General features: G+C 63.5%; 13 protein-coding genes and 1 tRNA gene. 6 read left to right on the top strand and 8 right to left on the bottom strand.

Going from position 1 to position 13039, the window contains the following annotated elements; genetic code table 11:
- Nucleotides 1-48 precede the first annotated feature (48 nt).
- From serC to aroA, 3 genes are all read left to right on the top strand, one after another.
- Nucleotides 49-1134, top strand: a complete 1086-nt coding sequence (serC, locus tag PDM29_RS19840; RefSeq protein WP_311191738.1) for a 3-phosphoserine/phosphohydroxythreonine transaminase — start codon at nucleotides 49-51, stop codon at nucleotides 1132-1134.
- A gap of 26 nt (nucleotides 1135-1160) precedes the next feature.
- Nucleotides 1161-2321, top strand: coding sequence for a prephenate dehydratase (pheA, locus tag PDM29_RS19835; protein WP_311191737.1), 1161 nt, complete (start codon nucleotides 1161-1163; stop codon nucleotides 2319-2321).
- 64 nt (nucleotides 2322-2385) lie between these two features.
- On the top strand, nucleotides 2386-3699 hold the full coding sequence (gene aroA / locus PDM29_RS19830; protein ID WP_311191736.1) for a 3-phosphoshikimate 1-carboxyvinyltransferase: 1314 nt from the start codon (nucleotides 2386-2388) through the stop codon (nucleotides 3697-3699).
- 88 nt (nucleotides 3700-3787) lie between these two features.
- Here aroA and PDM29_RS19825 read toward each other — a convergent pair whose 3' ends face one another.
- Nucleotides 3788-4366 carry an energy transducer TonB gene (locus PDM29_RS19825; RefSeq protein WP_311191735.1) on the bottom strand — a complete coding sequence of 193 codons (579 nt, stop codon included), beginning with the start codon at nucleotides 4364-4366 and terminating at the stop codon, nucleotides 3788-3790.
- 222 nt (nucleotides 4367-4588) lie between these two features.
- Nucleotides 4589-5221, bottom strand: coding sequence for an energy transducer TonB (locus tag PDM29_RS19820; protein WP_311191734.1), 633 nt, complete (start codon nucleotides 5219-5221; stop codon nucleotides 4589-4591).
- A 112-nt stretch (nucleotides 5222-5333) separates the two neighbouring features.
- Between PDM29_RS19820 and serS the strand changes: the two genes are divergently transcribed.
- A complete protein-coding gene (gene serS, locus PDM29_RS19815) occupies nucleotides 5334-6614 on the top strand; it encodes a serine--tRNA ligase (protein WP_311191733.1) in 1281 nt (426 codons plus the stop codon).
- 189 nt (nucleotides 6615-6803) lie between these two features.
- Here the strand turns inward: serS and PDM29_RS19810 are convergent, their stop codons facing one another.
- Nucleotides 6804-7391: an FMN-dependent NADH-azoreductase gene (locus PDM29_RS19810; RefSeq protein ID WP_311191732.1), complete on the bottom strand. Its 588-nt coding sequence runs from the start codon at nucleotides 7389-7391 to the stop codon at nucleotides 6804-6806.
- Between the two features lie 123 nt (nucleotides 7392-7514).
- On the opposite strand from PDM29_RS19810, the gene PDM29_RS19805 reads away from it, so the two are divergent.
- On the top strand, nucleotides 7515-8507 hold the full coding sequence (locus PDM29_RS19805; RefSeq protein ID WP_017357441.1) for a LysR family transcriptional regulator: 993 nt from the start codon (nucleotides 7515-7517) through the stop codon (nucleotides 8505-8507).
- 56 nt (nucleotides 8508-8563) lie between these two features.
- A tRNA-Ser gene (locus PDM29_RS19800) sits at nucleotides 8564-8653 on the top strand.
- 244 nt (nucleotides 8654-8897) lie between these two features.
- Here PDM29_RS19800 and PDM29_RS19795 read toward each other — a convergent pair.
- The 5 genes from PDM29_RS19795 to PDM29_RS19775 form a co-directional block, all read right to left on the bottom strand.
- On the bottom strand, nucleotides 8898-10367 hold the full coding sequence (locus PDM29_RS19795) for an XVIPCD domain-containing protein (protein ID WP_311191731.1): 1470 nt from the start codon (nucleotides 10365-10367) through the stop codon (nucleotides 8898-8900).
- A gap of 10 nt (nucleotides 10368-10377) precedes the next feature.
- Nucleotides 10378-10884 carry a hypothetical protein gene (locus PDM29_RS19790; protein ID WP_311191730.1) on the bottom strand — a complete coding sequence of 169 codons (507 nt, stop codon included), beginning with the start codon at nucleotides 10882-10884 and terminating at the stop codon, nucleotides 10378-10380.
- Nucleotides 10885-11111: 227 nt separating this feature from the next.
- Nucleotides 11112-11591: a hypothetical protein gene (locus PDM29_RS19785; RefSeq protein ID WP_311191729.1), complete on the bottom strand. Its 480-nt coding sequence runs from the start codon at nucleotides 11589-11591 to the stop codon at nucleotides 11112-11114.
- Nucleotides 11591-12148, bottom strand: coding sequence for an RNA polymerase sigma factor (locus tag PDM29_RS19780; protein WP_311191728.1), 558 nt, complete (start codon nucleotides 12146-12148; stop codon nucleotides 11591-11593). Before PDM29_RS19780 ends, PDM29_RS19785 begins: the two co-directional genes overlap by 1 nt.
- 163 nt (nucleotides 12149-12311) lie before the next feature.
- Nucleotides 12312-13028 (bottom strand): AraC family transcriptional regulator, encoded by a 717-nt coding sequence (locus PDM29_RS19775; RefSeq protein WP_311193843.1) that lies wholly within the window; start codon nucleotides 13026-13028, stop codon nucleotides 12312-12314.
- Nucleotides 13029-13039 lie beyond the last annotated feature (11 nt).

Raw genomic sequence — 13039 nt, 5'->3', positions numbered from 1 at the left:
ACGCTGGTGCGCTGCGGCATACTAGGGGTCTTGCCCCATAGGTGTGACATGACGCGCGCGTTCAATTTCAGTGCCGGCCCCGCAACCCTGCCGGAATCGGTCCTGCGCCAGGCGCAGGCGGAAATGTTGGAATGGAACGGTGCCGGGGCTTCCATCGTCGAGATGAGCCACCGTGGCCCGGAATTCATGGCGGTCGCGGCCCAGGCCGAAGCCGACCTGCGCACCCTGATGAGCATTCCGGATGACTATGCGGTGATGTTCCTGGCCGGCGGTGCCACCACCCAGCAGGCGCTGCTGGCGCTGAATTTTGCCGCGCCCGGCCAGACCTGCGATTACGTGGTGAACGGCCATTGGGGCAAAACCGCGATCAAGCAGGTCGGCCATTACGTCAACCCGCATGTGGCGGCCAGCAGCGAAGCCGGCGGCTTCCACGACATTCCCGCACGCAGCAGCTGGCAGCTGTCGCCCGATGCCGCCTTCGTGCACATCACCGCCAATGAAACCATTCATGGCGTGGAGTTCCGCGACACGCCCGACGTGGGTAACGTGCCGCTGTTCGCGGACTTCAGTTCGTCCATCGCAAGCGAGCCGATCGACGTCTCGCGCTATGGCCTGATCTACGCCGGTGCACAGAAGAACCTGGGCCCGGTCGGCGTGTCGGTGGTGATCGTGCGCCGCGACCTGCTGGAACGTGCCGGCCAGCCGCGCGCGGACATCTTCAATTACCGCTCGCACGTGGCGCGTGACTCCATGCTCAACACGCCGCCGACCTGGAACTGGTATCTGGCCGGGCTGATGTTCCAATGGATGCTGGCGCAGGGCGGGGTGCAGGAATTCGCCCGCCGCAACGCGACCAAGGCTGCGCTGGTGTACGACGCCATCGATACCTCTAGCGGTTTTTACCGCAACGAGGTGGTGCCGGCGGTGCGTTCGCGCATGAACATTCCGTTCTTCCTGCCGGATGACACCCTCACCGCACGGTTCGTGAGCGAGTCCAAGGCGGCCGGCCTGCTGGCGCTGAAGGGCCACAAGGCCGTGGGCGGCATCCGTGCTTCTTTGTACAACGCCATGCCGGTGGAAGGCGCGCAGGCCTTGGTGGCCTTCATGCGCGATTTCCAGCAGCGCAACGGCTGACGCATTCGTTTTTACCTGGAGCCGATATGGCCAACAAACCCGCCAAGCCCAAGGCCGCCGCCAAACCGGCGAAGAAGGCTAAGGCTGAGACCTCTCCCGCCATTGCTGCGCCGGTGCTTTCGGATGTGCGCGCCAAGATCGATCAGATCGACCGCAGCATCCAGTCGCTGATCGCCGAGCGCGCGCAGTTCGCCCACCAGGTCGGCAAGGCCAAGGGCAAGCTGGCCGCCGCCGTGGATTACTACCGCCCCGAGCGCGAAGCGCAGGTGCTGCGCATGGTGGTGGACCGCAACGAAGGGCCGCTCAGCGACGAACTGCTGGTGCACGTGTTCCGCGAAATCATGTCGGCCTGTCTGGCCCAGCAGGAGCCGCTGAAGATCGGCTACCTCGGCCCGGAAGGCACCTTCAGCCAGCAGGCCGTGCTCAAGCACTTCGGTCGCTCGGCGCTGGGCCTGCCGCTGGCCAGCATTGAAGAGGTGTTCCAGGAAGTGGAAGCGGGCAACGCCGATTTCGGCGTGGTGCCGGTGGAAAACTCCGGGCAGGGCACCATCCAGATCACCCTGGACATGTTCCTCACTTCCAATCTGAAGATCTGTGGCGAAGTGGAACTGCGCGTGCAGCAGTACCTGATGTCGCGCAGCGGCCGGCTGGAAGATGTCGAGCGCGTGTACGGTCACCCGCAGTCGTTCATGCAGACCTCGTCGTGGCTGCGTGCCAACCTGCCCAAGGCCGAGAAGATTCCGGTATCCAGCAATGCCGAAGGCGCGCGCCGCGCCCGCAATGCCGATGACGCCGCCGCCATTGGCGGGGAAAGCGCAGGGCATGTGTACGGCCTGAAGAAGGTCGTCACCAAGCCGATCCAGAATGATGCCGACAACACCACGCGCTTCCTGGTGATCGGCCGCAACATCTTCCCCGGCTCCGGCCACGACCGCACCTCGGTGCTGGTGTTCATCCACGACAAGCCGGGTGCGCTGTTCGACGTGCTCAGCCCGTTTGCCCGCCACGGCATCAGCATGAACCGCATCGAGTCGCGTCCGTCGCACAACGCCAAGTGGGAATATGGCTTCTTCATCGACCTGGCTGGCCATGTCGAAGACGAAGCGATGCAGGCCGCGCTGGCCGAACTCAAGGCGCATTCGGCGCAGATCAAGGTGCTGGGCTCGTACCCGGTCGCTGTGCCCTGATCTTTCGCCTATTCCGAACTACGCACGACTGCCGCCCATCGGGGCGGCCTTACAGGATTCTTCGATGACCGCTTCCGCTTCCTGGATCGCCCACAAGGGCCAGCCCCTGCAGGGCAGCCTGACCATTCCCGGCGACAAATCCGTGTCCCATCGCGCGGTGATGTTTGCTGCGCTGGCCGACGGCGTGTCGCACATCGACGGCTTCCTGGAAGGCGAAGACACCCGCGCCACCGCGGCGATTTTCAGTCAGCTGGGGGTGCGCATTGAAACCCCGTCACCGTCGCAGCGCGTGGTGCATGGCGTGGGCGTGGATGGCCTGAAGGCTCCGTCCGCGCCGCTGGACTGCGGCAACGCCGGTACCGGGATGCGCCTGCTGGCGGGCCTGCTGGCCGCACAGCCGTTTGATTCGGTGATGGTGGGCGATGAATCGCTGTCGCGTCGCCCGATGCGCCGTGTCACCGGCCCGCTGGCGCAGATGGGCGCGAAGATCGACACCGAAGCAGACGGCACGCCGCCGCTGCGCGTACACGGCGGGCAGGTGCTGCACGGCATCGATTTCGTGTCGCCGGTGGCCAGCGCGCAGGTCAAGTCAGCCGTGCTGCTGGCAGGACTGTATGCCCAGGGCGAAACGGCCGTGACCGAACCGCATCCCACCCGTGACTACAGCGAGCGCATGCTGCGTGCGTTCGGGGTGGACATTGAATTCTCGCCCGGCAAGGCGCGCCTGCGCGGTGGCCAGCGCCTGCGGGCCACCGATATTGCGGTGCCGGCGGACTTTTCGTCGGCGGCATTCTTCCTGGTCGCGGCCAGCATCATTCCGGGTTCGGAACTGCGCCTGCGTCAGGTTGGCCTGAACCCGCGTCGCACCGGCCTGTTGTCAGCGCTGCGCTTGATGGGTGCGGATATCACCGAGGAAAACCATGCCGAGCAGGGTGGGGAAGCGGTGGCCGACCTGGTGGTGCGTTACGCGCCGCTGCGCGGTGCGCAGATTCCCGAGGCGCTGGTGCCGGACATGATCGACGAGTTCCCGGCGCTGTTCGTCGCCGCTGCCGCTGCGCAGGGCAACACCGTGGTGACCGGTGCGGCCGAGCTGCGGGTGAAAGAATCGGATCGTCTGGCTGCGATGGCCACGGGTCTGCGCGCGCTGGGCGTGCAGGTGGATGAAACCGAAGACGGGGCCACCATTCACGGCGGCGGCGTGCTCGGCAGCGGCACCATCGAAAGCCACGGCGATCACCGCATCGCGATGGCGTTTGCGATTGCCGGCCAGCTCAGCAGCGGCGAAGTGCGGGTGAATGACATTGCCAATGTGGCGACGTCGTTCCCGGATTTCGATGGGCTGGCGACCGGGGCGGGGTTTGGGTTGGCCGTGGCGTGACCGGTTCGACGGGCATGGCCCGTCGCTACGGACGCGAATGAAAAACGGGGCCGACGGCCCCGTTTCTCATTCAACGTTTTGTGTCAGATCAACGCTGCGTGCGGAAGTCCACCGGCACGCGCACCACGCTGGCTACGGCACGACCGTTCTGCATGGCCGGCTCGAACTTCCAGTCACGCACGGTGCTCAGCACTGCACGATCCAGATCACGGTCACGCGAACCGGTGCGCTGCACGATGCTGGCATCGGTCACGTGGCCGCGGGTATCCACGTTCAGGCTGGCCACCACGCTGCCTTCCGAGCCATTACGCAGCGCACTGGCGGGGTAATCCGGCTTGGCATTGCTGGCCAGCGGACGCGCATCACGGTTGCGCACGGCGGTCACTGCACGACGCTCACTGGTGGCCGGTGCGGCTTGGCGCTGTGCGGCCGGCGCAGGGGTCGTGGCCACCGGGGTTTCAGTCGCCGGCAGCATGCGCTGGCCCACCGGTGCGCTCATCGTGTCTGTGGGGTTGGCATAGCGCAGCCACACCAGGGCAGCGGCAAACATCGCCACAATCAGCGCCATCCACAGCCAGGGAGAAGCGCGGCGGCGCGACGGATCATCGGTGATGTCGCGCTGCTGCTGCGGCGAGCTGTGCATGTCGTGGGCATGGGTAACACTCATGGCGGACTCCTCGTGTCGAGTTGACGTCCGCAGTCTTGCCCGGTTCCGGTTGCGTGAGTGTCACCACGACGTCAACGCGGCGACTGCATTCCCGGTGAGGTTCAGCTAGATGAGCCGCGCCTGCACATGGGCATGACGCGGCGATGAATCGGTGGTAACGACCGTTGGTCGTTACGCATTCAAACGTGTGCCCACCAACGGTGGGCACCTACCCGCGCAATTTCATTGCGCTTTGAAATCAAACGGCACTTCAATGCTGCTGGGCACCGCCTGGCCGTTGCTCTGTGCCGGCATGAAGCGCCAGCGGCGTACCGCATCAACGGCGGCACGGTCGAGATCGCGCGAGCCACTGCGTTGCACGATGGTGGCGTTGAACGGCATGCCGGTCGCGTCCACATCCACACGCACGACGACGCTGCCGCTGTCGCCACGGCGCAGCGCGGCGGGCGGGTAGGTCGGCGGCGGTGACTGGTCGGCGATCGGCTGCGGACGGTCGCCTGCGGCCATGGGCTGCGGTGCGGCGGTCTCGGGCAACGGGGCAGGGGCTTCGGCCGGCGGCGGGGGCGCGGTTTCCACCAGCTGCGGCTTTTCTTCCTCGGCTGGCAGGGGCTTGGCATCCGGCATGTCGCTGGAGCCGGCGGCTGCCGCCAAGGGCTCGGGCAGGGGCTCCACCTCGGCCACCTGCTGCGGGGTCGGGGTCGGGCCAGCGGTGTAGAAGTCCTTCTTGCGGTTGCCGGCCCACACTGCCACGAACAGCAGGATGCCCACGCCAAAGGCGATGCCCGCGATCTTCAGGCTGTGGGGGGGCAGGTGCAGAGTCAGGGTCTTGCCAGAGGAGGAACGGGACGCAGACATGGGCCATACCGGTGTGAACACCCCGATTCTGCCACGCCGGATATGAACCGGGCGGCAGAAAAGTGCATAACAGGCGATAATCCCTCTCCAACCCTGTAACCAACCGACTGCCATGCTCGATCCAGCCCTGCTGCGCCAGAACCCCGCCGACCTTGCCGACCGCCTGCGCAGCTCGCGCGGCTTCGAGCTGGACGTGTCCGGGCTGGCGTCTCTGGAGGCCGACCGCAAGCGCATCCAGGTGCGCACCCAGGAACTGCAGAGCCTGCGCAACAGCCGCTCCAAGGCCATCGGCCAGGCCAAGGCCAAGGGCGAAGACGTCTCGGCGATCATGGCCGAGGTGGCCGCCTTCGCCGATGAGCTGAAGGCCTCGGAAGTGGCCCTGGACGAGCTGCGCGAGAAGATCGAAGCCATCGCCCAGGGCATTCCCAACGTACCGGCCGATGACGTGCCGCTGGGCAAGGACGAAAGCGAAAACGTCGAACAGCACCGCTGGGGCACCCCGCGCAGCTTCGACTTCCCGGTGCTCGACCACGTCGAACTGGGCGCGCGCCACCAGCGCCTGGACGCCGAAGCCGGTGCCAAGCTGTCCGGCTCGCGCTTCACCGTGCTGCGCGGCCCCATCGCCCGCCTGCACCGTGCGCTGGCCCAGTTCATGCTTGATCTGCACACCGGTGAACACGGTTTCGATGAAACCAACGTGCCGGTGCTGGTGAATCCGGAATCGCTGCGCGGTACCGGCCAGCTGCCCAAGTTCGAGGACGACCTGTTCAAGACCGCCGTGGGCGAGTCGCCGCGTTACCTGATTCCGACCTCGGAAGTGTCGCTGACGAACATCGTGCGCGACGAAATCGTCGATGCCGAAAACCTGCCGCAGCGCATGACCGCCCATTCGCTGTGCTTCCGTGCCGAAGCCGGCAGCGGTGGTCGCGACGTGCGCGGCATGATCCGCCAGCACCAGTTCGAGAAGGTGGAACTGGTCACCGTGTGTGCGCCCGCCGACAGTGAAGCCGAGCACCAGCGCATGACCCGCGCCGCCGAAGTGGTGCTGGAAAAGCTGGGCCTGCCATATCGCAAGGTGCTGCTGTGCACCGGCGACATGGGCTTCTCTGCGATCAAGACCTACGACCTGGAAGTGTGGCTGCCCTCGCAGGACACTTACCGCGAGATTTCGTCGTGCTCCAACTGCGGTGACTTCCAGGCCCGCCGCATGCAGGCCCGCTGGCGCAACCCGGAAACCGGCAAGCCGGAGCTGCTGCACACGCTCAATGGTTCGGGCGTGGCGGTGGGCCGCGCGATGATTGCGGTGATGGAGAATTATCAGAACGCAGATGGCAGCATTACCGTGCCGGATGTGCTGAAGCCTTACATGGGCGGTGTGGACACCATCGCGTAACGCGGAATGTACCGACCCGGGTAACGCGGCAGGTACCGACCCGGGTAACGCGGTAGGTACCGACCGTTGGTCGGTACACAAAGAAACGGCCCCGCCAAAAGCGGGGCCGCAGGGTGGGCCGGAAGGGGGAGGGGAGTTCCGGCCCCGACAGGGCGTCCGACGAGGACCAACGCCTGCCGTGGGGAGACGTCAGGCCTCAGCCACTTCTTCAAATTCCGCCGCCGGCAGGTTGGCCAGCGCCGCCGCAATGGCGTCTTCGCGGTGCTTCGGCGAGTAGGCAATGCCTTCAGCGCGCACGAATTCCACGTCATTGATGCCCATGAACGCGAACACCTGGCGCAGGAACGGTTCCTGGAAATCAGCCGGCGAATCGGTATAGATGCCGCCACGTGCGCTGGCGATGATCACCCGCTTGCCACCGGCCAGGCCCACCGGGCCGTTTTCGGTGTACTTGAAGGTGCGCCCGGCCACCGCCACGCGGTCAATCCAGGCCTTCAGCGTTGACGGAATGCTGAAGTTGTACATCGGTGCGCCGATAACGATCACGTCCGCGGCCAGGAACTGCTGCATGATGACTTCGGCTTCGGTTGCCTCGGCGGCATCCGTCTGGGCCAGCGAACGGCTGGTCAGGTGCGGGATCGGGTTCTGGTCCAGGTCGCGGTAGGTCACATCCAGCGATTCGACCGTCTCATTGAATCGTGCGACAACAGCCGACGACAGCTGACGGGAAACCGAGTTGTCGCCAAGGACGCTGGCGTCGAGGTGCAGAAGCTTCATGGCAGTTACCTATATTCTGGAAGGAGGCGGTCTAGCCGCCGACGGAGAGAACGATAGGTTGTTGCCAATTTGGAATAAAGGTGGTTGAATGCCACGTATTGTTCTATGAGTGGAACTGCCGTCATGCACGACCTGAACGACCTCTATTACTTTGCCATGGTGGTGGACCACGGCGGTTTTGCCGCTGCCGAACGCGCCTTGGGCATCCCGAAGTCCCGCCTGAGCCGCCGCATCAGCCAGCTGGAAACCGACCTGGGCGTGCGCCTGCTGCAGCGCTCCACGCGCCGCTTCGCGGTCACTGACGTTGGCACCAGCGTGCACCGCCATGCCCAGACCATGCTGGCCGAAGCCCAGGCCGCGCGCGAGGTGGTCGACCGCCTCAGCGCCGAGCCGCGCGGCGTGGTCCGCGCCAGTGTGCCGGTGTCGCTGGCGCAGATGCAGTTACCCAAGCTGCTGCCGAAGTTCCTCGCCCAGTACCCGAAGGTGCGGCTGCAGCTGAACATCAGCAACCGCCGCGTCGACATCATCAATGAAGGCTACGACGTGGCCCTGCGCGTGCGTTCGCGCCTGGATGACGACGGCAGCCTGGTGATGCGCAGCTTCGGCCAGGTGCAGGAACTGCTGGTTGCCAGCCCCAAATACCTGGACCGCGCCGGCCGCCCCAAGGACCCGGATGAGCTGGCCAACCACGTCACCCTGAGCATCAGCGAAGACGAAGCCCGTCAGCGCTGGGAACTGCACGGCCCCGAAGGCGCAGTGCGCCGCGTGGACCTGCAGCCGCGCGTGGCCGGTTTCGACTTCCCGCTGCTGCAGAGCATGGTCAAGGACGGCTTCGGCATCACCATGCTGCCGGAAACCGTCTGCGCTGAAGCCGTGCGCAACGGCGAGCTGGAAGTGGTGCTGCCGGACTGGTCGCTGCCGCAGGGCATCTGCCACGCCGTCTTCGCCTCGCGCCGCGGCCTGCTGCCGGCAGTGCGGGTGTTCATCGACTTCCTGGCCGAGCACCTGCCGCCCCAGTTGGAGGCTTCGCGCCTGGACTGCGGTGGAGCCTGCGAGCGGGCCAAGGAGAAGATCAAGGCCAGCGCCCTGGGGGCTCTGGCGGTGGATGCAGGCTGATTGCGCCACCGGGGCGCGCAAAGTTGCCCCGGAAATGCGAGAATGCCCGCCCGAACGGAGAGATGGCCGAGCGGTTTAAGGCACCGGTCTTGAAAACCGGCGAAGGGTCAAACCTTCCGTGGGTTCGAATCCCACTCTCTCCGCCAGATACGCCAAGCGCCCCGAAAGGGGCGTTTTGCGTATCTGGCGGAGAGAGATGGGTGCCGACCCCGCGCGGGTTCGACGGATTCGCCCGGAGCGAATCCGGACAGCCGAATGGCTGGCCCTTGGCCGCAGGCCAAGGGTGAGGCGCATGGATGCGCCTCACAATCCCGGGCTGCCGACCAACCGTCAGCTCGTCAAGCGGATACGCAAAGCGCCCCGAAAAGGGACGTTTTACGTATCACTCATCTATCGGCTCATGCTCGGGGCTGCCTGGGACAGATCCTGTTCCCTTGCCTGGGAAGGCTCAGGCGCTGCAGCTTGCCGCTGATTGATTGCCTCAATCTCTGCATGACTCTGCTGGATCGACTTCACCGCAGCTTCGCTTGTTGCCATCACCGCACGCTGGGCAGCAGGATCACCGAGCTCGCCTTTGACCAGAAAAATGTTGTGTGCAGCTGGGAAGTCCTTGGTCTGATTGCTGAGAAGCACATGGTCCACCCGATCAAGCCCTCGTTCCTTCGCAAGCACAAGAAGACTGGCCGTCAACCTCTCGCTCGTATCATCGAAGCTTCGTCCGTTTCGAGCATCAAGCGCCTCCACGCCGGCCCGAATCTGATCGTGCAAGCGCTGATCCATGGGAGTCAGGCTATAAGCACCGGTCTCTGCTTGAACTTGTGGAACGTTGTTCAGGTGTTCCTGCGGCTCGTTCTGCCGCGCCATGTGCTCCTGTGCTGCGATCGGTATATGGGTGTGCGTCGTGTGCGTATGATCAAAATGATGCAGCGTCGGGGGTGTTGTGCTGGTGTCCCAGTACGGCTGCGGGCGGGGTTCTCCGGAGCCAAGATGAATGCCGTTTTCTTCCAGTAGCTGTTCGCTCAATCCCAGACGATCCATATTGATCGTCATCCGAGGAGGGGCTCCTGGCTGAGCATTGGCGGCTTCCAATCGGCTGACAACGCCTACGGCGTAAGCGCCGTAGTAATTGGGATAGTCCGATCGACCGTGGTATCCGAGGCGACTTATCTCGCCAGACTTGTCGAAATAGTTCTGACCCATACCCTCCAAATTAACACTCGAAGCCCTGAGTGTTAGATCCGGTTCAAAGGAAAGGTTGGAGCGAGGCACATGCGGTCTCTGCGGGTCGTCAATGATTTCTACGAAATCACCGGCTCGGCGACTTGCATTGTAGATATCGCTGAAACCAGCATCAGGTCTTTCAGTCTTGATCAGCCCAACCAACGCGTTCCAGCCAGCTATCTGAGCGGAGGCCTCATCTCGTCGATTGCTGGCAATCAAGGCTCCGATTGCATCTGTGTAGTCATGAGTGGAGGATGCCGTAGACCGTACGTCGAGACCAAACTGCTGATACGCTTGTGATGTCGCGGAGTAATTGAAGCCGTGCTGAATTTCGTGTCCCAGCACGAAGGCCAGCTCAGCCGAATCGTGTACTCCGTTGGAGGCTTGTGTGGAGAGGATTGAGGCGGGTAGGTTGATGGTTTTCGTCGAGCCGTCGTAGGTTCCCCCGGCGTTTGATCCGTGTGGGAGCAATGCGAATTGTCGAAGGTGGCCTTCTGAGATTGCGGCCTCGATCTGCACGGCAAGAGGTGGAGAGTTGCGAATGACGCGCTGCAGATTCGATATCTGATCAGGCGTTACCCCAGGTTGTTGCCCGAACTGCTCCAGCACGGCCTGTGCTCGTGGAGACAACGTGGTCATCATGATTTCCCTATTGGACCGTTACTAGTTGCACACAGCTGTGCTGTGCCTTCTCCAGAGGCTCGGGCGCCTCACCTCTGGTGGAAACCTTGATGCTCAGGTTTGGCCGATCGAAGCGGTCGTACACCACGATGCCGTGTTCTCCGTTGATTGTTGTTCGGGAGAATCCAGCTTTCGCCATCTCGGATGCAAAGCGGTCGAAATCGATCTGGCATATTTCGGTGGCGGGTGCCGATCTGCTTGGAGTTCTATCGATGAAGTCAAGATCAAGTCGTTCGGTTACAGAGTTGACGGTTCTAACATCCAAAGTGAAGCGCCAGTCCGCAGTGAGTGGACCCCTGTAGCCAAATCGATCAGGCGTGAAAAACGTGACCGATTGCTGCATGACTGCTGAAACGCGGTCAGGCGTGAGGTCCTGAATCGACCTGCTTTGCTTGATGAGGTCGATCAGCCGCAACAGCAGGAACTCTGCGGTAGGGTTCTGGGATTGAGAATCCGTGTGCGAGCTCGTTGGCATGCTGAAAGACTCTTGTGTAGGTGACAAGGTTGTGGGAGCGACGGAGCACGCGGAAACCGCCGCCGCTCCGACTGCGCTGTACAAAAGCTGTGTGATTGTCCTGGTCCCCATTTCGATCCTAGGATGAACTTGCCTCGGGAGGTCGAAGTGCAAGTTGCCCGATTTCAGGCCGGATCACAGCATTGTCTCGGTGGGCAGGGCCAGTCAAGTTCAGTGACGTAAAATGCTCACGTCCGCTCCATTGTCCGGCGCAGTGCTTTCAACTCCCCCAAGCGATGAGTCGATCGGGCCAGCAGCCACACAGCCCCGCCCAGCAGGGTTGCAGCCGCCCCGACCGCTGCCATCGCCAACGCGTCAGTAGCGATCCACGCAGCAACCGCACTACAGATGAAGAACGCACCGGTTCCACCCACTGCCATCCACCCGGCCACCACCTGCTGATGCACCAGCAGCGTGTTCCTGCGGGTCAGTACCCACCCGGCATACAGGACCCAACCCATTCCAAGCGCCAGCAGGGCCGAGAAGGCCAGTTGCGTCCGCCCAGGCAGGTCAGTCTCAGTGACCAACAAAGCGCCGAGCAGCGAACACATGATCAGCGCAAGTACCAGCACAGCCACATGGAAGTATCGTGCGGGCGAAGACAAGGTCCGCTGGGTAAGCGCGCGAAGCCGGACTTCCAATTCAGCATGGTCAGTCGTCGTGTTCATCAGGTGGTCTCCAGTGCAGTCAGGTGGTTACGCAGCAACGTTCTGGCGCGATGCAGCCGTGATTTCACGGTGCCAATGGGGATGGCGAGTGCCGTCGCGATGTCGGCGTGTGGCATGTCTTCCAGATAGAACAGCGTGAGAACTTCGCGTTCGATGACAGGGAGCGCGTCCAGCCCTTGGTGAACGGCCAACTGCAACGCAAACGGATCGTCACCTGCATTTGGATCGGGCAGGGCATTCAGATCCACATTCGCGTCTGCGGGCTGCGTGTACCGAATGCGGAGACGGTCGACGAAGGTGCGGTGTGCTATGCCGAACAGCCAAGGGCGGAAGCGCTCGGGTTCGCGGAGGCGGCCCAGGCCTCGGAGGACTTTCAGCCAGACGTCTTGGACCAGGTCGTCGGCGAGGTCGCGGTCCTGGGCCAGCTTCAGGGCGTAGCGGTGGAGGGATGGGGTCCAGCGGGAGATGAGATCGTTGAAGGCTGTCCGTTCGCCTAGTTGGCAGCGGATGACGACCAGGGTGTCTTGTGGGTTGGGGGCTTGGCCCGGGGCATCCACCGGCGCTCTCCTGTCATGTGTTGATGGAGTAGTCGGATCAGGGGTGGGGAAGGTTCATGGGGAAAGCCAGCCACGCAGGGCGTCTACGCCTGGTGAGGGATGGTGTGGACACGCATGGCGTGTCCCTACGGGGGATCGTGTGCGTGCGCGGGGCGTGCGCCGGTTACAGCTTGCCTTTGATGCCTCGGTAGTCGCGGGGGGACATCCCTACGGTTGCCTTGAACTGGCGTGCAAACGCGCTCTGGTCGGCGAATCCGCACTGCTGTCCGATGCTGGCGATGCTTTCCTCACCATGCAGCAGCCGCATCGCCGCTTCGATTCTCAGCTTGGTCAGCAGCTGCTGCGGCGTCACCTGGAACACGCGGCGGAAGTGCCGCTCCAGCTGCGCCACGGAAAGCTCTGCCAGATTGGCCAGGGCCTGCACCCGCAGCTGCTCGTCATAGTGGTTCTGCATGTGCTCCAGCACCCGGTTCAGGCGCTCGAACGCGGAGTGCTTGTTGTCCGGCTGCCCCAGGTCGCGGGAGATGCCGATCACACCGGACACGTCTTCGCTGTTGCACACGGGCCGCTTGAAGGTGAGGCACCACCCGGGCATGCGGTTGGGGTAAAGATGCACTTCCAACTGGTTGTCGATCACCTCGCCACACAGCACGCGGCGGTCCTGGATGGTGTAGCTGCCACCCAATGGCAGCGGGAAAAGCTCCAGTGGCGTTCTGCCGATTACGTCGCTGCGCTGCTTGCGCCCGAGGCGTCTCACCAGGGTCATGTTGCAGTGCGTGTAGCGTCCCTCCTGGTCCTTGATGAAGAACACCACTTCAGGGAGTTCATCGAACAACGACTGCATTTCTTTGCCGGAAAGGTTGACGTCCATCGAATCCACTGGCGATCTGC

The sequence above is a fragment of the Stenotrophomonas oahuensis genome (assembly GCF_031834595.1).
GTDB classification, from domain to species: Bacteria; Pseudomonadota; Gammaproteobacteria; order Xanthomonadales; family Xanthomonadaceae; genus Stenotrophomonas; species Stenotrophomonas oahuensis.
This window is presented reverse-complemented; position numbering and strand designations above follow the sequence as displayed.